Source organism: Citrobacter sp. CK199 (assembly GCF_030333285.1).
Classification (GTDB): Bacteria; Pseudomonadota; Gammaproteobacteria; order Enterobacterales; family Enterobacteriaceae; genus Citrobacter_B; species Citrobacter_B koseri.
This window is the reverse complement of record NZ_JAOWGF010000024.1, coordinates 1005108-1025712: the sequence shown is the minus strand read 5'-3', so window position 1 is coordinate 1025712 and position 20605 is coordinate 1005108. Positions and strand designations below refer to the sequence as shown.

Below are 20605 nucleotides of genomic sequence, written 5' to 3'. Positions count from 1 at the left end.
TGCTGGCCCATAGCCTGGCGCTATCAGAGATATCAACGTTACCCATTAAAATGCACTTGATAATCATTCTCAATAAACATAGCATAAAACATAGCAAAGGCTATGTTTCTGAGGCAAAAGATGACAAACGATCGCGTTGAAAGCAGTAGTGGACGAGCGGCGCGCAAGTTAAGGCTCGCATTGATGGGCCCGGCGTTCATCGCCGCGATCGGATACATCGATCCCGGTAACTTTGCGACCAATATCCAGGCCGGGGCCAGCTTTGGCTATAAATTGCTGTGGGTGGTTGTCTGGGCGAACCTGATGGCGATGCTCATTCAGGTTCTGTCGGCCAAACTGGGGATTGCGACAAGCAAAAACCTGGCGGAGCAAATTCGCGATCATTACCCGCGCCCTGTCGTCTGGTTCTATTGGGTTCAGGCGGAAATCATCGCGATGGCCACCGACTTAGCGGAATTTATCGGGGCGGCGATCGGCTTTAAACTCATTCTCGGCATCTCCTTGTTGCAGGGGGCGGTGCTGACGGGTATCGCCACATTCCTGATTCTGATGTTGCAGCGTCGTGGGCAAAAACCGCTGGAAAAAGTGATTGGCGGATTACTGCTGTTTGTGGCCGCAGCCTATATTGTGGAACTGATTTTTTCGCAGCCAAGCCTGGCGCAGCTGAGTAAAGGGATGATCATCCCCAGCCTGCCGAACTCTGAGGCGGTATTTCTGGCCGCCGGGGTGCTGGGCGCGACCATCATGCCCCACGTTATCTATCTGCACTCCTCTTTAACGCAGCATCTGCACGACGGCTCCCGGCAGCAGCGCTATGCCGCCACCAAATGGGATGTGGCGATAGCGATGACGATTGCAGGGTTCGTGAACCTGGCGATGATGGCGACCGCTGCCGCCGCGTTCCATTTTAGCGGGCATACCGGTATTGCCGATCTTGATCAGGCGTATCTGACGCTGGAACCACTGCTTAGCCATGCTGCGGCGACGGTGTTCGGCCTGAGCCTGGTTGCGGCGGGGCTCTCTTCCACCGTGGTCGGTACGCTGGCGGGGCAGGTTGTGATGCAGGGATTTGTTCGCTTTCATATTCCGCTGTGGGTACGCCGCACCATCACGATGATGCCGTCGTTTATCGTTATTCTTATGGGGCTTGATCCAACCCGAATCCTGGTGATGAGCCAGGTCCTGCTGAGTTTCGGCATTGCGCTGGCGCTGGTGCCGTTATTGATTTTTACCAGCGATCGCACATTGATGGGCGATCTGGTGAATACCCAATGGGTTAAGTACATCGGCTGGATGATTGTGGTGCTGGTGGTGGCGCTGAATATCTGGTTGCTGGTAGGAACCGCGCAGGGGTTGTGATTTAAAGACCGTATAGCCAGGGAAGTTAAGAGAAATGGTTGAATCGGTATTGCTGATAAAAACACAATTCGAAAATAGCCCCGTTTGAACGGGGCTATTTTTAATGACGGTGTCCGTGACCCCGGCCAGGGTGGTGGTCGCGATCGCGCCAGCCTTCGCGGTAGCCGCGTTCATAGGCTTTGCGCTTATCCCAGCCGCGATGATAGCCATTATCGTGTCGCCACCAGCGATTTTTACGCCATTCATAATGGTGGTGCCAGTAATCCCGGTCGCGCCAGTATCTGCCGTCCCAGTAGTTACCGTAATTATCGCGATCGCCAATTTGTAATTTTATCGATGGCAACAGGGTGATTTCGCCAGCATTCGCGGCAAGCGGTGTAAAAGCCAATAAGGCTGCCGCCAGAATCAGTGACCTGAACATTCTTTTTCTCCTTCACGATCGAGCCGTAATCGGCCTGTTAACGCAATATTACGGGGCGGTAAAGCCCCGTTTCATCGCCTTAACTCTTAAATCATGAGTGAGAGCACTTTTTGCTAAAAAGTGATTATTGGCTGCCGTTCAGGATTGCGTTGATTTCTGCGCATTCGGCGGGAGAAAAATGACGATTCGCCAGCATCCCCACGGCATCTTCAATTTGTGCGGTCTTGCTGGCGCCAATCAGCACTGACGTCACCTTGTCGTCGCGCAGCACCCAGGCCAGCGCCATCTGGGACAGTTTTTGCCCCCGACGTCCGGCCAGCGCATTTAACTGGCGCACTTTTTCCAGTTTCTCCGGGGTAATCTGATCCGGGTTAAGGAAGCGGCTTCCGCTGGCGGCCCGGGAATCAGCCGGAATGCCGTTGAGATAACGATCGGTTAATTGCCCGCCCGCCAGCGGTGAAAAGGCGATACTGCCGACGCCTTTCTCCTGCAATAATGCCAGCAAGCCGTCTTCGACCCAGCGCTCAAACATCGAGTATTTGGGCTGGTGAATCAGGCACGGCGTGCCCAGGTCGTCCAGGATCTCAATGGCCTGTCTGGCCAGATCCGCTGGATAGTTAGAAATCCCGACGTACAGCGCTTTTCCCTGACGAACAATATGATCCAGCGCTTTCATCGTCTCTTTGAGCGGCGTTTCCGGGTCAGGGCGGTGGTGATAGAAGATATCGACATATTCCAGCCCCAGACGTTTCAGGCTTTGATCGAGGCTGGCTATCAAATACTTGCGCGAACCCCAGTCACCGTAAGGGCCATCCCACATGGTATAACCCGCTTTAGTAGAAATGATCAGTTCATCGCGCCACGGTAAAAAGTCTTCCTGTAGGATACGGCCAAAGTGGCGCTCTGCTGAGCCTGGCGGCGGGCCGTAATTATTCGCGAGATCAAAATGGGTAATTCCCAGATCAAAAGCACGCTGTAGCAGCGCCCGGCTGTTCTCTACCTGAGTGGTATCACCGAAATTGTGCCATAGCCCAAGTGAAATGGCGGGGAGCTTTAAACCGCTCTGACCGCAGCGGCGATACTCCATTGTCTGGTAGCGATTTTCATCGGCCCGATAAACCATGTTGTTGCCCTCTGAATGACGTGAGTTTCCAGTGTATACGTTTACACGGATTGTTATTCAATGAGATTACACCGTGAAAAACTGTAAATCCTGCTTTCCACCCCTTTTGCAGCGGCTTTTCTGGACAGCTATCACAGTTCTTTAATACTCAACATGAGGTTACCGTCAGAAGGATAGCTGTCATGCAAACCCCATATTCCGTTGCGGATTACCTGCTGGACAGACTGGCAGGCTGCGGTATCGGGCATCTTTTTGGTGTGCCGGGCGATTATAATTTGCAGTTTCTTGACCATGTGATTGCGCATCGTGACGTATGCTGGGTAGGGTGCGCGAATGAGCTGAATGCCGCCTATGCGGCTGATGGCTACGCCCGGTTAGCCGGGGCAGGGGCGTTGTTGACCACTTTCGGCGTAGGGGAGTTAAGCGCGCTTAATGGCCTGGCGGGAAGCTACGCAGAGTACGTTCCCGTGCTGCATATTGTCGGCGCGCCATGCAGCGGCGCACAGCGGCGGGGCGAACTGATGCATCACACTCTCGGCGATGGCGACTTTCAGCATTTTTACCGTATAAGCCGGGCTGTAACGGCCGCCAGCGCCGTGTTGAATGAACAGAACGCCTGTTATGAAATCGACCGCGTATTACGCGAAATGCTGACGATGCGCAGACCCGGCTATCTGATGTTACCGGCGGATGTGGCAAAACGACCTGCTGTCCCTCCTGTAAACGTTCTCACACCTGACCGTGCCGAAGGGGAAAATGACACGGTGGCGGCGTTTCGCTATCGCGCGCGCCAGCGGCTGATGAACAGCCCGCGCGTGGCGCTGCTGGCAGACTTTCTCGCCCTGCGTTTCGGCTTGCAGCCAGTTTTACAACGCTGGATGGCGGAAACGCCAATAGCGCACGCGACGCTGCTCATGGGCAAAGGGTTGTTTGATGAGCAGCACCCGAATTTTGTCGGTACATACAGCGCCGGAGCCAGCAGTGAATCGGTGCGTCAGGCGATTGAAGAGGCTGATACCGTTATCTGCGTTGGCACCCGGTTTGTTGATACGCTGACGGCGGGCTTCACACAGCAACTGCCGCAGGAACGCACAATTGAAATCCAGCCGCATGCTTCGCGTGTCGGGAATAGCTGGTTCAGCGGTCTGTCGATGGAGCAGGCGGTCACTACGTTGCGCGAGTTATGTCTGGAACTTTCATTTTCGCCTCCTCCGACCCCGGCGCATGCGCCCGGCGGCCATATTGAGAAAGGGGCGCTGACGCAAGAAAACTTCTGGCATACGGTACAGGCGTACCTGCTGCCGGGCGATATTATCCTTGCCGATCAGGGAACCGCCGCGTTTGGCGCGGCGGATCTTTCACTGCCTGCTGGCGCGGACGTGCTGGTGCAACCGCTTTGGGGATCAATCGGCTATGCTTTGCCCGCCGCCTTTGGCGCGCAAACCGCCTGCCCGGAACGGCGAGTGATTCTGATTACCGGAGACGGCGCGGCGCAGCTGACGATTCAGGAACTGGGGTCGATGATGCGGGATGGACAGTCGCCGGTCATTCTGCTGCTCAATAACGATGGCTATACCGTGGAGCGCGCCATTCATGGGGCGAACCAGCGTTATAACGACATTGCCGGATGGAACTGGACGCAGGTTCCGCAGGCGCTCAGTGCGAACTGTCAGGCGGAGTGCTGGCGGGTAACGCAGGCTATCCAGCTGGAGGAAGTGCTGGCGCGCCTGAAATCCCCGCAGCGGCTTTCGCTGATTGAGGTCGTGCTGCCGAAAGCCGATTTGCCGGAATTGCTGCGTACCGTCACCCGCGCGCTGGAATCGCGCAACGGGGAGTAAACGCGGTGGCCGGTTATCTGTCGTGGCGGTTGACGGCCATCATTGGCTTGCCTGCCAGCAGGAGCCAGGCGGGAAGCATAACGATGCACAACAGCGGAAGCAGGGTGGTGTCCGGTACGACGACTGCGGCCATAAACAGGCTCAGCCAGCCGTCACGGGTTACGACCAGCATCAGCCCCAGAATCGCGCATGAGACGGTAATTGCCGCCGGAACCGCTTCAACATGCGCGTGCAGCATCAGACCCAGCGCCACGCCCACAAAGACCGCCGGGAAGATACGCCCGCCCCGGAAACCGCAGGCGGCGGCGATAACCAGCGCGCCCAGCTTAACGATCGCCAGCATAAAGTAGTCCGTGGCGCCCAGCGTCTGGCTGAACGCCAGCTGCTGCATCTCGTCCAGTCCTTTAAAGAGGGTCAGCGGCCCGCCCAATACGCCCAGAATCCCCAGCATAAAACCACCGATACCGAGAATAAGTACCGGATTTTTCAGACGATGCACCAACGTATGCAGACGTGGTAAACACCATACCGCCACCATACCCGCCGCAATCGCAATGGCTGCCACCACTGCGCCGCTGAAAATATCGCTCAGCCGCATTTGCGTGTAGTGCGCAATCGGCAAGGAGAAGTGTGGATGGAAGAACAGGCTGGTGGTTAACGATCCCGCAGCTGCCGCCATCAGCGGAGCGAACAGACGATCCCACAAGGGCGTGTCGTCAGAGCTGTTCAGGGTTTGCGAGAAAATCAGCGCAGCGGCGACAGGGGTGCCGAACAGCGCGCCGATAGTGCCTGCGGAAGCCAGGATCGTCCAGTCCAGCGCCCCTATGCGTGGGAAAAGGCGCGCGCCGATAGCGACGGCCAGCGCGATATTCACCGCCATAATGGGATGCTCCGGCCCCAGGCTTACTCCACCTGCCAGGCCGAGAATGAGCGCGATCAGCAGGCCCGGAAGCGCGACAGGGTTCATCGGCGCGCCGATCAGCGGTTCGGTCGCCGGGTCCGGGCCTGCATGCCCAGGGCTGTAGCGGATGACAAGCCCGACCATGATCCCGGTAAACGTGAGCATGCCGATAATCCAGACGGGGGAATCATGAGCAATGCCCAGGCCGACGGGGATTTGCTCCCACAGCAGGCGCTGTAAAACGGAGGCGACTTTCATCACGGCGATCAATACCAGACTGGAGGCAATGCCAATAATGAGTGCGGGAAGCGATAATAACAGCATCGTTCTGGCTCGCGGATGGAGCATGATCTATTCCTTAATACTGAGTCATATGCTTAGTTTGCACAGCCTGCCCGACGGCATCGCTGCAAATGGTGCTGAAACGATAAAGTAATTATGTGATGCAGATCGATATTTTTGGGGAGCTCGCCTCTCGACCGTTGTTGTTATGCCCCCATGAATTTACAGTGTGGCAAAGATTTATTCTGACTTTAGCGGAGCAGTAGAAGAATGACAAAATATGCTTTAGTAGGTGATGTAGGCGGCACCAACGCGCGTCTTGCTCTGTGCGATATGACCAGCGGGGAGATTTCGCAGGCGAAAACCTATTCCGGGCTGGATTATCCGAGCCTCGAAGCCGTGGTGCGCGTGTATCTGGACGAGCATAGCGCCAGGGTGGAAGACGGCTGTATCGCTATCGCCTGCCCGATCACCGGTGACTGGGTGGCGATGACCAACCACACCTGGGCATTTTCTATTGCGGAGATGAAAAAGAATCTTGGCTTTAGCCATCTGGAAATCATCAACGATTTTACCGCCGTGTCGATGGCGATCCCGATGCTGCGCAAAGAGCATCTGATCCAGTTCGGCGGCGCGGAACCGGTTGCCGGCAAACCGATTGCCGTTTACGGCGCCGGAACCGGATTAGGGGTGGCGCACCTGGTTCATGTCGATAAACGCTGGATCAGCCTGCCGGGCGAGGGTGGTCACGTTGACTTCGCGCCGAACAGCGAAGAGGAAGGCATTATTCTCGAAGAACTGCGTGCGGAAATTGGTCACGTCTCCGCCGAGCGCGTGTTGTCGGGGCCTGGGCTGGTGAATCTGTATCGCGCTATCGTCAAATCTGATGGCCGTCTGCCGGAAAATCTGCAACCGAAGGATATTACCGAACGCGCGCTGGCGGATACCTGCATTGACTCTCGTCGTGCGCTGTCGCTGTTTTGCGTCATTATGGGCCGTTTTGGCGGTAATCTGGCGTTGACGCTGGGCACGTTTGGCGGCGTCTACATTGCGGGCGGCATCGTGCCGCGCTTCCTGGAGTTCTTTAAAGCCTCCGGCTTTCGTGGCGGGTTTGAAGACAAAGGCCGTTTCAAAGCCTACGTTCAGGATATTCCGGTTTACCTGATTGTGCATGATAATCCCGGCCTGCTCGGTTCCGGCGCGCATCTGCGTCAGACGTTAGGGCAAATTCTGTAATTGAAGATCGGCAGGCCTGATACGCGTTAGCGCCATCAGGCAGGGCATGACAGTCATTGCCTGCATTATCCGGCCTTAAACCGCGTCATTGACGCGGTTTTTTTGTGCCCGTCATCGACCTTTCCGACGCTCGTCACATTTCTGTTTAACGGGATTATTTGTCCAGTAAAAGCATTATTTGTCTGATAACAATGCGCAGGCTCTCACCGCCATAATTTCTCTCGTTAACTATCTGGAGGAGTCTGTTATGGCGAAAAAACTCATTGCTGTTTGCGCATGCCCGATGGGGCTGGCCCACACATTTATGGCGGCTCAGGCGCTGGAAGAGGCGGCGGTTGAAGCGGGATACGAGGTGAAAATTGAAACCCAGGGGGCGGACGGCATCCAGAATCGCCTGACGGCGCAGGATATCGCTGAGGCGACGCTAATCATCCATTCCGTTGCCGTTACCCCCGAAGACAATGAACGGTTTGAGTCGCGCGATGTGTATGAAATTACGCTCCAGGACGCGATAAAAAACGCCGCCGGTATCATTAAAGAAATCGAAGAGATGATTGCGGCAGAGCAACAATAATTTTCGACAGGGATACACATATGGCCATTAAAAAACGCAGTGCAACCGTTGTGCATGGCGCATCCGGTGCGGCAGCGGCAATAAAAACCCCTCCGGCCTCCCGTAACAGCTTCTGGGGCGAACTTCCGCAGCACGTCATGTCGGGTATTTCGCGCATGGTGCCCACGTTAATCATGGGTGGGGTGATTCTCGCTTTCAGCCAGCTGATTGCCTATAGCTGGCTGAAAATTCCCGCAGATACCGGCATTATGGATGCGCTGAATAGCGGAAAATTCGACGGTTTTAACCTCTCATTACTGAAATTCGCCTGGCTATCGCAATCCTTTGGCGGCGTGTTGTTTGGCTTTGCGATTCCAATGTTCGCGGCGTTTGTCGCTAACTCTATCGGCGGTAAGCTGGCCTTTCCCGCAGGATTCATCGGCGGCTTAATGTCCACCCAGCCAACCCAGATACTGAATTTTGACCCGGCCAGCCTGCAATGGGTAACGACCGCGCCCGTACCGTCAACGTTCATCGGGGCGCTGATTATCTCGATTGTCGCGGGCTATCTGGTGAAGTGGATGAATCAAAAAATCCAGTTGCCTGATTTCTTACTGGCCTTCAAAACCACCTTTTTGCTGCCCATTTTGTCCGCCATTTTTGTGATGCTGGCGATGTACTACGTGATCACGCCGTTTGGCGGATGGATCAACGGCGGTATCCGCACGCTGCTGACGGCGGCGGGTGAAAAAGGAACGCTGATGTATGCGATGGGGATCTCGGCGGCAACGGCAATTGACCTCGGCGGCCCGATTAACAAGGCCGCAGGATTTGTCGCTTTTAGTTTCACTACCGATCATGTTTTACCCGTCACCGCGCGTTCTATCGCGATTGTGATCCCGCCGATTGGTCTGGGGCTGGCAACGATTCTCGATCGTCGCTTAACCGGTAAACGCCTGTTTAACGCGCAACTGTATCCGCAAGGCAAAACCGCGATGTTCCTGGCGTTTATGGGGATCAGCGAGGGGGCGATTCCTTTCGCGCTGGAAAGCCCGATCACGGCAATCCCTTCGTATATGGTGGGCGCGATTGTCGGCTCGACAACCGCCGTCTGGCTGGGCGCCGTGCAGTGGTTCCCTGAGTCTGCGATTTGGGCATGGCCGCTGGTGAGCAATCTTGGCGTCTATATGGCGGGGATCGTGTTAGGGGCGGTGATCACGGCGCTGATGGTCGTTTTCCTGCGTCACATGATGTATCGCAGAGGCAAACTGCTGATTGAAAGCCTCTGAAAAAAGGACTGACATCATGACGTTACGTGCATCGCTTCGCCAGTGGCTGGTGGAACAACGCCTGGATGCGGTATTGATTTCATCCCGGCAGAACAAGCAACCGCATTTGGGGATTTCCAGCAGCGCCGGGTTTGTTTTTATCACGCATAAAAGCGCGCATCTGCTGGTGGATGGCCGATATTACGCTGACGTTGAAGCGCGAGCGCATGGCGATCAACTGCATCTGTTGGCCGGGTCGCAGACGCTGACTTCCATTGTGAACCAGATAATCGACGACGAGCAATTGCAGGTCATTGGTTTTGAAGGCGCGCAGGTGAGTTGGGATTGCGCGCAACGCTGGCAGGAAAGGCTGCGGGCGAAGCTGGTGAGCGCGTCGCCGGACGCGCTGCGACAGATCAAAACGGCACAGGAAATAGCGTTGATACGCGAGGCCTGCCGGATTGCCGATTGCAGCGCAGAGCATATCCGCCGTTTTATTCGCCCCGGCCTTCGCGAACGAGAAATTGCCGCGGAGCTGGAGTGGTTTATGCGCCAGCAGGGGGCGGAAAAAGCCTCTTTTGACACCATCGTCGCCAGCGGCTGGCGTGGGGCGTTACCCCACGGTAAAGCCAGCGAAAAAATCGTCGCAGCGGGTGAATTTATTACCCTGGATTTTGGGGCGCAATATCAGGGGTATTGTTCGGATATGACGCGAACATTCCTCGTGAGCGGGCAGGATGCGCCCGTCGCATCTCATCCGCTGTTCGCCGTTTACCAGACGGTTCTTGAGGCGCAGCAGGCGGCGATTGCCGCCATTCGTCCGGGCGTGTGCTGCCAGGCGGTGGATGCTGCGGCTCGTCGGGTGATTGGGGCGGCGGGCTATGGCGATTATTTCGGCCACAACACCGGGCACGCTATCGGCATTGAGGTGCATGAAGCGCCGCGCTTTTCACCAACGGATACCACCCGACTTGCCGCAGGTATGTTGCTGACCGTAGAGCCGGGCATTTATCTGCCGGGGCAGGGCGGCGTGCGTATTGAAGATGTCGTACTGGTCACGGAAGACGGCGCGGAAGTGCTCTACACGATGCCGAAAACAGTATTGCTCACGGGAGAAGCATAATGGATTTATCGCTGTTAAAAGCCCTGAGCGAGGCGGATGCCATTGCCTCCTCAGAGCAGGAAGTGCGCCAGATCTTACTGGAGGAAGCGGATCGTCTGCACAAAGAGGTGCGCTTTGACGGGCTGGGATCGGTGCTGATCCGTCTTAATGAGTCCGATGGGCCGAAAGTGATGATCTGCGCGCACATGGATGAGGTGGGGTTTATTGTGCGCAGTATCTCGTCGGAAGGGGCGATCGATGTGTTGCCGGTCGGCAACGTGCGTATGGCGGCCCGCCAGCTCCAGCCCGTGCGTATTACCACGCGGGAAGACAGTAAAATTCCCGGTTTGCTGGATGGCGAGCGTAATGGAAATGAGGTTGGCGCCTTGCGGGTCGATATTGGCGCACGCTCATATGATGAGGTGATCCAGGCGGGCGTTCGACCTGGCGATCGCGTTACTTTTGACTCTGCGTTTCAGGTGCTGCCACACCAGCGGGTAATGGGGAAAGCATTTGATGACCGACTGGGGTGCTACTTGTTGATCATGCTGCTGCGTGAATGGCATGACGCAGCGCTGCCCGCCGAGGTCTGGCTGGTAGCCAGCTCCAGCGAAGAGGTCGGGTTGCGCGGCGGGCAAACGGCCGCTCGCGCGGTTGCTCCCGATATCGCTATCGTGCTGGACACCGCCTGCTGGGCGAAAAACTTTGATTATGGCGCGGCGAATCATCGGCAGATCGGTAAAGGGCCGATGCTGGTGCTTGCCGATAAGTCACTCATCGCGCCGCCCAAACTGACCGCCTGGGTTGAAAGCGTCGCCAGCGACTCAGGTCTGCCGCTGCAACTGGATATGTTCAGTAATGGAGGGACGGATGGCGGAGCGGTGCATTTGACCGGGACGGGAACCCCGACGGTGGTTATTGGGCCTGCCACGCGTCACGGGCATTGCGCCGCGTCCATTGCGGATTGCCGCGACATTATCCACACGCAGCAACTTTTATTGGCACTTATTACCCGTCTTACGCGTGAGACCGTCGTTCATCTTACGGATTTCAGATGAGCGTCTTGCGTTAATCAGGAGTTGTTATGTTAACGATTCAATTTCTTTGCCCGCTGCCAAATGGCCTGCATGCGCGTCCGGCGTGGGAACTGAAAGAGCAGTGTAGCCAGTGGCAAAGCGAGGTGACGTTTATTAACCATCGCCAGAATGCGCGCGCGGACGCGAAAAGCTCGCTGGCGCTGATCGGCACCGGAACGCTGTTTAACGACAGTTGCAGTCTGAACATTAGCGGCAGTGATGAAGAGCAGGCCAGGCGTTCTCTGGAGACCTATCTCCAGCACCGGTTTATCGACAGTGACAGCGTTCAGCCGACCTCTGCGGAACTGGCGGCGCATCCGCTGCCGCGCTCGCTGGTTCGACTGAATCCCGATTTACTGTATGGCGCGGTATTGGCTAACGGCGTCGGCGCTGGCGCGCTCACGTTGTGGCAAAACGATAATCTGGAGGCGTATCGCGCAATTCCGGCCAGCGCGGAAGACAGCACCCGGCTCGAACATAGCCTGGCGACGCTGGCGGAGCAGCTTAATCAACAGCTTCGCGAACGTGACGGTGAAAGTAAAACGATCCTTAGCGCCCATCTGTCGCTGATCCAGGATGACGAGTTTGCGGGAAACATTCGCCGCTTGATGGACGAGCAGCACAAGGGGTTGGGCGCGGCGATTATCGCCAATATGGAGCAGGTGTGCGACAAGCTGTCGTCCTCCGCAAGCGACTACTTACGCGAGCGGGTAAGCGATATCCGTGATATTAGCGAACAGTTGCTGCATATCACCTGGCCGGAACGACGCCCGCGTAATACGTTGATTCTTGAACAACCGACCATTCTGGTGGCGGAAGATCTGACGCCAAGCCAGTTCCTGAGCCTCGATTTGCAGCACCTGTCCGGCATGATTCTGGAGAAAACCGGCAGAACGTCGCACACGCTGATTCTGGCGCGCGCATCCGCGATTCCGGTGCTCAGCGGGCTGCCCCTGGACGCGCTCGGTCGCTACGCCGGGCAACCTGCGGTGCTGGATGCCCAGTGCGGCGTGCTGGCGATTAACCCGAACGCCGCCGTCTGCGGCTATTACGCCATTGCGCAGCAACTGGCGGATAAGCGTCAACAGCAACAGGCGAGAGAAGCGTCTTTGCCTGCTTTCTCCCGGGATAATCAGCGTCTTGATATCGCCGCCAATATTGGTACGGCGCTGGAAGCGCCGGGCGCGTTTGCCAATGGCGCGGAAGGCATCGGTCTGTTCCGCACCGAAATGTTGTTCATGGATCGCGACAGCGCCCCTGACGAACAGGAACAGTTTGAGGCCTACCAGCAGGTACTGCTGGCGGCGGGAGAGAAGCCGGTTATTTTTCGCACGATGGACATTGGCGGCGATAAAAATATTCGCTATCTCAATATCCCGCAGGAAGAGAACCCTTTCCTCGGCTATCGCGCCGTGCGTATTTATCCTGAGTTTGCCGGGCTGTTTCGCACGCAGCTTCGCGCTATTTTGCGTGCGGCAACCTTTGGTCAGGCGCAACTGATGATCCCGATGGTGCACAGTCTCGATCAGATCCTGTGGGTTAAAAGCGAGCTGCAAAAAGCGATCGTGGAACTCAAAAGAGACGGGCTGCGCCATGCTGCAACGATCCCGCTGGGGATTATGGTGGAAGTTCCGTCGGTCTGTTACATCATCGATCACTTCTGCGATGAGGTGGATTTCTTTAGCATCGGCTCGAACGATATGACCCAGTATCTGTATGCCGTCGATCGTAATAATCCGCGCGTCTCGCCGCTGTATAACCCGATTACGCCGTCATTTCTGCGCATGTTGCAGCAGATCGTCCGCACGGCGCATCAGCACGGAAAATGGGTGGGGATTTGCGGCGAGCTGGGCGGTGAAAGCCGATATTTACCGTTACTGCTGGGGCTGGAACTGGATGAATTAAGCATGAGCAGCCCGCGAATCCCTGGCGTGAAAAGCCAGCTGCGGCAGATGGACAGCCAGGCGTGCCGGGCGCTTGCGGCGCAGGCCTGTGAGTGTCGTAGCGCAGAGGAGATTGAAACGCTGTTGAATCAGTTTGCGCCGCAAAAAGACGTGCGTCCGCTGCTGGCGCTGGAAAATATCTTTGTGGGCGAATCATTGATCAACAAAGAGCAGGTGATTCAGTTTCTTTGCGGCAATCTCGGCGTAAACGGGCGTACTGAGCATCCGTTTGAGCTGGAAGAGGATGTCTGGCAACGCGAGGAGATTGTCACGACTGCTGTCGGTTTTGGCGTGGCGATCCCGCATACCAAATCACAGTGGATACGTCATTCCAGCATCAGCATTGCGCGGCTGGCGCGCCCTGTTGACTGGCAGTCGGAGATGGGCGAGGTTGAGCTGGTGATTATGTTGACGCTGGGCGCTGATGAAGGGATTAACCATGTGAAAGTCTTTTCGCAGCTGGCGCGTAAGCTGGTGAATAAAAACTTCCGCCAGTCGCTGTTCGCCGCTCAGGATGCCGAAAGCCTTCTGGCGCTGCTGGAGGCGGAACTGACGTTTTGAATCTGAGTGTCTGAGTGAATGCCCGGTGGCGCTTCGCTTACCGGGCCTACGTGTACGCCAATTATTCGTTTTACGTGTACACCGCATCCGGCGGTTATGCCCGGTTATCCGTTTTACATGTAGGCCGGATAAGGCGTTTACGCCGCCATTCGGCGGTTAACCCTGAAAACGCGCGCTGTACTCTCCCGGCGTCAGGCCAAACTGCCGACGAAACAGGCGGCAAAAATAGTCGCTGTCGTGATATCCGCAACGTTCCGCCACCTCGCTAATCGACAGATGGTACTTCTGCAAAATGATGCGCGCCTTCGCCATTCGCACCCAGCGAACATACTCGACAAAACTCATGGTGCCGTGCTGGGTGAACAGTTTTGATAAGTGATTCGGCGTGATATTGAAAAACTGTGCCACGCTTTCTCGCGTCAGCGGCCGGGCGTAGTTGTCCTGCACCCAGTTGCACATACTGTGATAGAGAAATTCCGAGCGCGGGCGGCGTGAGTCCGGGCGAGTATTGACCACGCTACGGCACAGATGCAGCAGGCTGAGAACCAGAGGCTGAATAATATCCTGCGCCTGAGGCGAGCGGCTCAGATGGGTCAGAGCCGTGAGCATGGCTTCCCCTTCGCCGCGCTGCTGGTGCGCTAACTCAATGCGTCGCACCGGGCGTAACAGGGAAGCGGTACGGTTATCGTAAAACGATAATCCTAACCAGGCCGGGGCAAACACCAGACTTAACAGCATCACCGGTTTATCGCTACCGGGCAGGTTTGCCGCCCTGGCGGGGATGAACAGCATCTCACCCTCCGTCAGGGCGTGCTGTTTTTTTTCGAGCAGGTTGCCGTATTCTCCGCGCAATACGATGTCGAGACGCGGTAAATCAATACACAGGCTGCCTGTGGGGAGAGCGGTATGTTGCGTGGCAAACCAGACGCGTCCCAGTCGCTGCGGGTTTAACACCAGGCCGCTGAACAGATCGGCAAAAAACTGTTGGTCTGCGGGCAAGCCTGGCTCTTTCATCACTTAATCCTGCGTCATAAATGCATTAACTGCCTGAACTCTTTCACTTTACTCCGACTGACCGGGATTTCAAATTCCAGATCTTTGAGCCGCAGGATGTACGTGTTGTTAAACCAGGGTTCGATTTCGCGGATCTTGTTCAAATTCACACAAAACGAGCGGTGGCAGCGAAAGAAATGCGACGCTGGCAGTTTGCTGCAAAACTCGGTGATATTCATCGGCATGACATACGATTCCCGCCGCGTGTAGACAAACGTCATCTTTTCATGCGCTTCGGCGTAATAGATATCGTTGATCGGCGTGACGATAATGCGTTCGTCTTTGATCAGATTGATGGTGTCGTTTTCACGGGCGACAGGGCTGCCGGGAACGGCGACGACCTGCTGTTGTTGCCAGGCAGCCTCCAGCTTTTGCAGCATCCCCACGATGCGTGATTCCTGGTACGGCTTCAGTATGTAGTCAAATGCTTCCAGTTCAAACGCCTCTACCGCGTGCTCTTTCCATGCGGTAATAAACACAATAAACGGCTTATGGGCGAACTGGCTGATGTTTTGCGCCAGCAGTACGCCATCCAGCGAGGGAATATTGATGTCCAGAAAAATGGTGTCAACGCGGTTATGCTGTAGAAATTTGAGCACGTCCAGACCGTCGTCAAACGTACCGACAATCTCCATCTGGCTATGCTCTTTTATCAGCCAGCTTAATTCTTGCTGGGCCAGGAATTCATCTTCAACGATGATGACTTTCACTACTCATCTCCGGGTTAAAGCAATAACGTTGCCGGTGCGGCGGCAGGGGAGCGCTGATTGGGTACATAAAAGGCGATTTCGGTGCCCGACTCCAGACGGCGGATGTGCAGCCCTTCACCGTATAACAGCTTAACGCGATGATGGACATTCAGCAGGCCGATTTTATTTCCCGGCATTTCATTCGCCTCCACCCGCTCAATTACTTTAGGATCAATACCGTGGCCGGTATCCCTGACGGCGATTCGCACACGGTTGCCGCATTCGGCGACGCTGATGGTCACTACGCCTTTTCCTTTACAGGGTTGAATGCCGTGGACGATTGCATTCTCTACCAGCGGCTGAATAAGCAGGCTGGGAATGTAGCAGTTCACCTCTTCATCAATGTCATAAATGACGGTCAGCTTGTCGCCAAAACGAGCCTGCTCAATGGCGATGTAGTCCTTGATTTGATACAGCTCCTTTTTGATATCAATTTGCTCATCATCTTTTAATTCAATGTTATAGCGCAGATAACGTGACAGATTAAAAATGAGCTGGCGTGCGGTGTCCGGGTTGAGCCGAATGGATGACGAAATGGCGTTCAGCGCATTAAACAGGAAATGGGGATTAATTTTACTTTGCAGCGCTCGCAGCTCTGCCTTATTTGCCATTTCCCGCAGTTGCTCCGCGCGGGACACTTCCAGTTGGGTGGAGATAATCTGCGACAGGCCGATCGCCATCTCTTGCAGGGAAGAGGTGATCTGATGCGCGTGGCAGTAGTAGATTTTTAGCGTCCCGGTCACCACGCCCTTTTCCCATAATGGGATGACCAGCATTGAGTGTATTTCCGGCGTGCGGTGCGCTTCATCATTGTTTTTAATGATGATTTTCCCGTAATTGATGGCCTGTTGCGTGGTCGGGCTGACAAAATCATCGTTATTGCGGTAGTTGGTTTCCCCCACGCCGACATAGGCCAGAACGTGTTCGGTATTAGTGATTGCTACCGCGTCGGCATGGATATCATGACGGATGATTTCGCACACCTGGCGGAGTGATTCGCTGTTGACCTGGCGAAAGAGCGGCAACGTTTTGTTAGCGATATCCAGCGCCAGCTTGGCCTGCCGCGCGGCGCTGGCCTCTTTCTCGCCCTCCACGCTTTGAACCAGCAGCACGATAAAACCGATACATACGCTGCCGAGGATCATCGGGATACCGATTTTGGACACGATATCTACGCCCAGCGCGATGGTCGGCGCCCAGACAATGACCAGAATCATGGTCAAGGTTTCACAAAGCATCCCGCCCAAAATACCCACGCGCCAGTGCTGTGCTTTTGGGATTTTCCGGTTTATCCAGCCCGCGATACATCCCGCCAGAATACTGGTGACAAAGCACGGTACGGCAGTGACCCCGCCAATATCGATAAGGTAGCGGTGAATACCGGCGATCACACCCGTAATGATCCCGACCCACGGGCCAAACAAAATGCCCCCGGACATCACGGCGATGATACGAACATTCACCAGCGAGCCTTCGACCGGCACGCCGGACCAGGTGCTGAACAGGGCGAACATCGAGAAAATCGCGGTAACGGCGAGCAGCTCTTTCGGGGAGTGCGCTGACTTATGCAACAGTTCGCGAAACAGGCGGATACGGATGAGGAAAAACAGACAGAACAGCATTAGCGCTGCCCGGTCAAATACCGCCAGCAGCATGTTGAATATTTCGTGCACGGGTGACTCTTGTGACTGGGTTAAACCACTATGATAGGTAACCCGCACCCATATGACCAGCCCGCTGATGCGGCGCTGTTAATGAGGAAAAACCATAATATTAAAAGGGGATTGATCTTTTGTTAGAGAAATGACAAGACCTCGCCAGGATGAGGAATACCTTAAGGTAATTTTATTGATATCAAAATGTTAATTAATTGATGGTTGTTATGGGCGATATTTTGCTGAGTATTCCCATTTTCTTTTTAGTATTCCCCTTTTAAGCCGATGAAAAATATTTTCGTTTGCCTCTCGACAGGAGGATTTTTTTCAGGCTATTTTCTAAGCATGCCACGGTCGTGGCAGCGTCGCTCGGACGGTCCGGGCGCTAACGTGAATCTGAGGATACTATGGCTGATACCCGCCCTGAACGTCGCTTTACGCGTATTGATCGTCTCCCTCCCTACGTTTTTAACATTACCGCTGAACTGAAGATGGCTGCGCGTCGGCGCGGCGAAGATATTATTGACTTCAGCATGGGGAACCCGGATGGGGCAACGCCTCCTCATATCGTCGAGAAACTCTGTACGGTGGCTCAACGCCCGGATACGCATGGTTACTCGACCTCACGCGGGATCCCGCGTTTACGCCGGGCGATCTCCCGCTGGTATCAGGAACGTTACGACGTGGATATCGATCCAGAAACGGAAGCGATCGTCACTATTGGTTCGAAAGAAGGGTTAGCGCACCTGATGCTGGCAACCCTCGATCATGGCGATACCGTGCTGGTGCCGAACCCCAGTTATCCCATCCATATTTATGGCGCCGTCATCGCCGGCGCGCAGGTGCGTTCGGTTCCGCTGGTGGAAGGCGTGGATTTCTTCAACGAGCTGGAACGCGCGATCCGTGAAAGCTACCCGAAACCGAAGATGATGATTCTTGGTTTCCCCTCCAACCCGACGGCACAGTGCGTTGAGTTAGAATTCTTCGAAAAAGTGGTTGCGCTGGCCAAACGCTACGACGTGCTGGTGGTCCACGATCTGGCCTATGCCGATATCGTATATGACGGCTGGAAAGCGCCGTCAATTATGCAGGTGCCGGGTGCGCGCGACGTGGCGGTGGAGTTTTTCACCCTGTCGAAAAGTTACAACATGGCGGGCTGGCGCATTGGCTTTATGGTGGGCAACCAGACGTTAGTCAGTGCGCTGTCGCGGATTAAGAGCTACCACGATTACGGAACCTTCACGCCGTTACAGGTGGCGGCGATTGCCGCGCTGGAAGGCGATCAACAGTGCGTGCGTGATATCGCTGAGCAGTATAAACGTCGCCGCGACGTACTGGTGAAAGGCTTGCATGAAGCCGGATGGATGGTCGAAATGCCAAAAGCTTCGATGTATGTCTGGGCAAAAATACCGGAGCAGTACGCGGCAATGGGGTCGCTGGAATTTGCGAAAAAGCTGCTTAACGACGCCAAAGTGTGCGTGTCGCCGGGGATCGGTTTCGGCGACTACGGCGACACCCATGTGCGTTTCGCGCTGATAGAAAACCGGGATCGTATACGTCAGGCGATCAGAGGTATTAAGACCATGTTCCGCGCAGATGGCCTGCTGCCTGCGGGGGCGAAATCGGTAACAGAAGGTACCGAGTAGAAAAGCAAACAGGAGCCATCTGGCTCCTGTTTTTTGCTGCATCTTCTCAATTTAGATCATCAGGGCAAAAGTACCGGCCCAAACGATGACCATAAATGAAATGCCCATAAAGAAATATTTCACGTTTCATCTCTCCGCGTCGCTTTAAGCACGCCTAAATGAACTTAAATTTACCTGTGTATAGAGAGCTGGTGCCCGCCAGAATGAGATTGAGAATGTTCTCCGTCTTTCTTGTGGCATCACCTCAGAATTCTGTGCGTTATTGCTCCAGACGGCGCTAATGTACGCCTAAAAATGAGGCGAGACAAGAGGCATTTTTTTATTTACTTTTAGTAACTTACAACTGTCGTGATTCGGCGACAGTTTAATTTCTGACGGTAATAAATTGCTATTCAGCGACGCTATTGCTGTTCAGAAAAAGTCACATAAAAACCAGATGGTTAACAGGGATATTGGAAGGAAAGATAGCGCCGGGCAATAAAAAAGGCCTTGCGGCCTTTTTTAAACATACAACGATGCTTCCCCTAAAGGGCGCGTTTTGAAACGACGATGGATCCAGAGATATTGCTCAGGTGCGCGCATAATCTCTTTCTCAATAATCTTGTTCATATAGGCTGCCGCCTGGTTCTCTTCTTCCGGGTAGCCTTCCATTTCTGGCGTGATGTACAGACGATAACCTGAGTTATCACCTTTTCTGATCATGGTGACGGTCAGCATCGCTGCACCGGAAAGGCGGGATAACACATAGGTGCCGTTAGTCGTTGCGACGTCTTTGACCGCGAAGAAGGGGGCAAATGAACTGCCTTTACGGCCGTAATCCTGATCCGGGGCGAACCATACGGCTTCACCTTTTTTCAGCGCGCCGACGATGCCGCGCAGATTGTTGCGCCCAATCATCGCTTTATTTGAACGCATGCGACCCCGCGTCTGAACCCACTCCATCAGCGAGTTATTGTGCGGGCGGTATGTCGCCATCATCGGCTGGCACAGCCCCATGACCCGACCGCCTAATTCCAGCGACATAAAGTGGACGCCAACGACCATCACACCGCGTTTTTGCGCTTGCGCCTGCATGAGGTTATCCAGACCGTCCACATCAAACCATTTACGTACCCGCTTATCAGGCCAGAACCACGCCATACCCGTTTCAATAAGTGCCATACCGAGGGAGTGGAAGTTCTCCACTATCATCTTTTCCCTTTCTTCCGGCGTCAGATTGGGGAAGCAAAGCTCAAGATTCTTACGGGCGATGGATTCGCGACGTTTCAGAAAGGGACGGGCAAGTCTGCCGGTTCGCGTACCCAGGAAGCGTAAAACGGGGTAGGGAAGCAGCACCAGTAACCAGAGTACAGTAAGACCAAACCAGGTAAGCCAGTAGCGCGGGTGCAGTAGCGCACGAGAAAATTTGCATTGTGGGAACATAAATACCCTCTGTTGATACGAACAATATGTATCGCAGAAGATTCATTGTCCGCAGCGGTACACTCACGATAGTTAGGCCATCATGTACGACAATGGTTCCTGTAAAGAGTGTAAAGCTTAGTCAGGACAAAACCACGAGGGGCATGAATGCTTGGACAACTAATGTACCACCGGGGGATTAATATCAGCCAGAAATTATTAATTAAGATGCGTAAATATTTTTTGATGGGGGTGGTTTTGTTATTAATTTATTGTTTTTAAATGGTTTTTTATGTGTGTGCACATGTTCGTTTTCCCTGAAAAGCCGCTTCTGGCCGGTAAGCCTGTCAGAGTCTGACGCTTCTGAATGTGATAACAATTGCTTTAAATATTCTCATTGATGGAAGCATTTAATTAAATGAGTTAACAAAGGATATT

General features: G+C 54.7%; 18 protein-coding genes. 10 read left to right on the top strand and 8 right to left on the bottom strand.

Annotation, left to right across the window (positions count from 1 at the left end; genetic code table 11):
• Positions 1–50: 50 nt before the first annotated feature.
• Complete coding sequence (locus OGX75_RS21290) at positions 51–140, top strand: hypothetical protein (protein ID WP_418222348.1); 90 nt, start codon at positions 51–53, stop codon at positions 138–140.
• The gene (locus tag OGX75_RS08830; protein ID WP_286451170.1) at positions 121–1359 is read left to right on the top strand and encodes an Nramp family divalent metal transporter; all 1239 of its coding nucleotides are present in this window, start codon (positions 121–123) and stop codon (positions 1357–1359) included. The genes OGX75_RS21290 and OGX75_RS08830 overlap by 20 nt, the downstream gene beginning before the upstream one ends.
• A 100-nt stretch (positions 1360–1459) precedes the next feature.
• Here OGX75_RS08830 and ypeC read toward each other — a convergent pair whose 3' ends face one another.
• Complete coding sequence (ypeC, locus tag OGX75_RS08825; protein ID WP_024130138.1) at positions 1460–1780, bottom strand: DUF2502 domain-containing protein YpeC; 321 nt, start codon at positions 1778–1780, stop codon at positions 1460–1462.
• A 124-nt stretch (positions 1781–1904) separates the two neighbouring features.
• Positions 1905–2903 carry an L-glyceraldehyde 3-phosphate reductase gene (mgrA, locus tag OGX75_RS08820; protein WP_047462199.1) on the bottom strand — a complete coding sequence of 333 codons (999 nt, stop codon included), beginning with the start codon at positions 2901–2903 and terminating at the stop codon, positions 1905–1907.
• A gap of 182 nt (positions 2904–3085) precedes the next feature.
• On the opposite strand from mgrA, the gene OGX75_RS08815 reads away from it, so the two are divergent.
• The gene (locus OGX75_RS08815) at positions 3086–4741 is read left to right on the top strand and encodes an alpha-keto acid decarboxylase family protein (protein ID WP_286451171.1); all 1656 of its coding nucleotides are present in this window, start codon (positions 3086–3088) and stop codon (positions 4739–4741) included.
• Positions 4742–4754: 13 nt separating this feature from the next.
• On the opposite strand, the gene OGX75_RS08810 is transcribed toward OGX75_RS08815, so the two are convergent.
• Positions 4755–5990, bottom strand: coding sequence for an ion channel protein (locus tag OGX75_RS08810; RefSeq protein ID WP_200073627.1), 1236 nt, complete (start codon positions 5988–5990; stop codon positions 4755–4757).
• 204 nt (positions 5991–6194) lie between these two features.
• On the opposite strand from OGX75_RS08810, the gene glk reads away from it, so the two are divergent.
• The 6 genes from glk (at position 6195) to ptsP (ending at position 13663) form a co-directional block, all read left to right on the top strand.
• On the top strand, positions 6195–7160 hold the full coding sequence (gene glk, locus OGX75_RS08805) for a glucokinase (protein ID WP_049011635.1): 966 nt from the start codon (positions 6195–6197) through the stop codon (positions 7158–7160).
• A gap of 247 nt (positions 7161–7407) precedes the next feature.
• The gene (locus tag OGX75_RS08800; protein ID WP_047462211.1) at positions 7408–7734 is read left to right on the top strand and encodes a PTS fructose transporter subunit IIB; all 327 of its coding nucleotides are present in this window, start codon (positions 7408–7410) and stop codon (positions 7732–7734) included.
• 20 nt (positions 7735–7754) lie between these two features.
• Positions 7755–9002: a PTS fructose transporter subunit IIC gene (locus tag OGX75_RS08795; RefSeq protein ID WP_012131398.1), complete on the top strand. Its 1248-nt coding sequence runs from the start codon at positions 7755–7757 to the stop codon at positions 9000–9002.
• Positions 9003–9018: 16 nt separating this feature from the next.
• Positions 9019–10104: an aminopeptidase gene (gene ypdF, locus OGX75_RS08790; RefSeq protein WP_047462216.1), complete on the top strand. Its 1086-nt coding sequence runs from the start codon at positions 9019–9021 to the stop codon at positions 10102–10104.
• A complete protein-coding gene (ypdE, locus tag OGX75_RS08785) occupies positions 10104–11141 on the top strand; it encodes an aminopeptidase (protein WP_286451172.1) in 1038 nt (345 codons plus the stop codon). The genes ypdF and ypdE overlap by 1 nt, the downstream gene beginning before the upstream one ends.
• 26 nt (positions 11142–11167) lie before the next feature.
• Positions 11168–13663: a phosphoenolpyruvate--protein phosphotransferase gene (ptsP, locus tag OGX75_RS08780; protein ID WP_286451173.1), complete on the top strand. Its 2496-nt coding sequence runs from the start codon at positions 11168–11170 to the stop codon at positions 13661–13663.
• A 156-nt stretch (positions 13664–13819) separates the two neighbouring features.
• Here ptsP and OGX75_RS08775 read toward each other — a convergent pair whose 3' ends face one another.
• From OGX75_RS08775 to ypdA, 3 genes are read right to left on the bottom strand one after another with little or no spacing between them, the layout of a single operon-like run.
• Positions 13820–14677, bottom strand: a complete 858-nt coding sequence (locus OGX75_RS08775; RefSeq protein ID WP_012131402.1) for an AraC family transcriptional regulator — start codon at positions 14675–14677, stop codon at positions 13820–13822.
• 14 nt (positions 14678–14691) lie between these two features.
• Complete coding sequence (gene ypdB / locus OGX75_RS08770) at positions 14692–15426, bottom strand: two-component system response regulator YpdB (RefSeq protein ID WP_286451174.1); 735 nt, start codon at positions 15424–15426, stop codon at positions 14692–14694.
• A gap of 14 nt (positions 15427–15440) precedes the next feature.
• Complete coding sequence (ypdA, locus tag OGX75_RS08765; protein WP_286451175.1) at positions 15441–17138, bottom strand: two-component system sensor histidine kinase YpdA; 1698 nt, start codon at positions 17136–17138, stop codon at positions 15441–15443.
• 389 nt (positions 17139–17527) lie between these two features.
• On the opposite strand from ypdA, the gene alaC reads away from it, so the two are divergent.
• Positions 17528–18766 carry an alanine transaminase gene (gene alaC, locus OGX75_RS08760; RefSeq protein ID WP_012131405.1) on the top strand — a complete coding sequence of 413 codons (1239 nt, stop codon included), beginning with the start codon at positions 17528–17530 and terminating at the stop codon, positions 18764–18766.
• Between the two features lie 51 nt (positions 18767–18817).
• Here alaC and ypdK read toward each other — a convergent pair whose 3' ends face one another.
• Positions 18818–18889, bottom strand: coding sequence for a membrane protein YpdK (ypdK, locus tag OGX75_RS08755; protein WP_010723117.1), 72 nt, complete (start codon positions 18887–18889; stop codon positions 18818–18820).
• A gap of 378 nt (positions 18890–19267) precedes the next feature.
• Complete coding sequence (gene lpxP / locus OGX75_RS08750) at positions 19268–20188, bottom strand: kdo(2)-lipid IV(A) palmitoleoyltransferase (RefSeq protein WP_199976285.1); 921 nt, start codon at positions 20186–20188, stop codon at positions 19268–19270.
• Positions 20189–20605 lie beyond the last annotated feature (417 nt).

What these genes read in the sequence shown, in the direction of transcription:
- OGX75_RS21290 (WP_418222348.1), top strand. Translation starts at nt 51, where the DNA reads ATGCACTTGATAATCATTCTCAATAAACATAGCATAAAACATAGCAAA.
- OGX75_RS08830 (WP_286451170.1), top strand. Translation starts at nt 121, where the DNA reads ATGACAAACGATCGCGTTGAAAGCAGTAGTGGACGAGCGGCGCGCAAG.
- ypeC (WP_024130138.1), bottom strand. Translation starts at nt 1,780, where the DNA reads ATGTTCAGGTCACTGATTCTGGCGGCAGCCTTATTGGCTTTTACACCG.
- mgrA (WP_047462199.1), bottom strand. Translation starts at nt 2,903, where the DNA reads ATGGTTTATCGGGCCGATGAAAATCGCTACCAGACAATGGAGTATCGC.
- OGX75_RS08815 (WP_286451171.1), top strand. Translation starts at nt 3,086, where the DNA reads ATGCAAACCCCATATTCCGTTGCGGATTACCTGCTGGACAGACTGGCA.
- OGX75_RS08810 (WP_200073627.1), bottom strand. Translation starts at nt 5,990, where the DNA reads ATGCTCCATCCGCGAGCCAGAACGATGCTGTTATTATCGCTTCCCGCA.
- glk (WP_049011635.1), top strand. Translation starts at nt 6,195, where the DNA reads ATGACAAAATATGCTTTAGTAGGTGATGTAGGCGGCACCAACGCGCGT.
- OGX75_RS08800 (WP_047462211.1), top strand. Translation starts at nt 7,408, where the DNA reads ATGGCGAAAAAACTCATTGCTGTTTGCGCATGCCCGATGGGGCTGGCC.
- OGX75_RS08795 (WP_012131398.1), top strand. Translation starts at nt 7,755, where the DNA reads ATGGCCATTAAAAAACGCAGTGCAACCGTTGTGCATGGCGCATCCGGT.
- ypdF (WP_047462216.1), top strand. Translation starts at nt 9,019, where the DNA reads ATGACGTTACGTGCATCGCTTCGCCAGTGGCTGGTGGAACAACGCCTG.
- ypdE (WP_286451172.1), top strand. Translation starts at nt 10,104, where the DNA reads ATGGATTTATCGCTGTTAAAAGCCCTGAGCGAGGCGGATGCCATTGCC.
- ptsP (WP_286451173.1), top strand. Translation starts at nt 11,168, where the DNA reads ATGTTAACGATTCAATTTCTTTGCCCGCTGCCAAATGGCCTGCATGCG.
- OGX75_RS08775 (WP_012131402.1), bottom strand. Translation starts at nt 14,677, where the DNA reads ATGAAAGAGCCAGGCTTGCCCGCAGACCAACAGTTTTTTGCCGATCTG.
- alaC (WP_012131405.1), top strand. Translation starts at nt 17,528, where the DNA reads ATGGCTGATACCCGCCCTGAACGTCGCTTTACGCGTATTGATCGTCTC.
- lpxP (WP_199976285.1), bottom strand. Translation starts at nt 20,188, where the DNA reads ATGTTCCCACAATGCAAATTTTCTCGTGCGCTACTGCACCCGCGCTAC.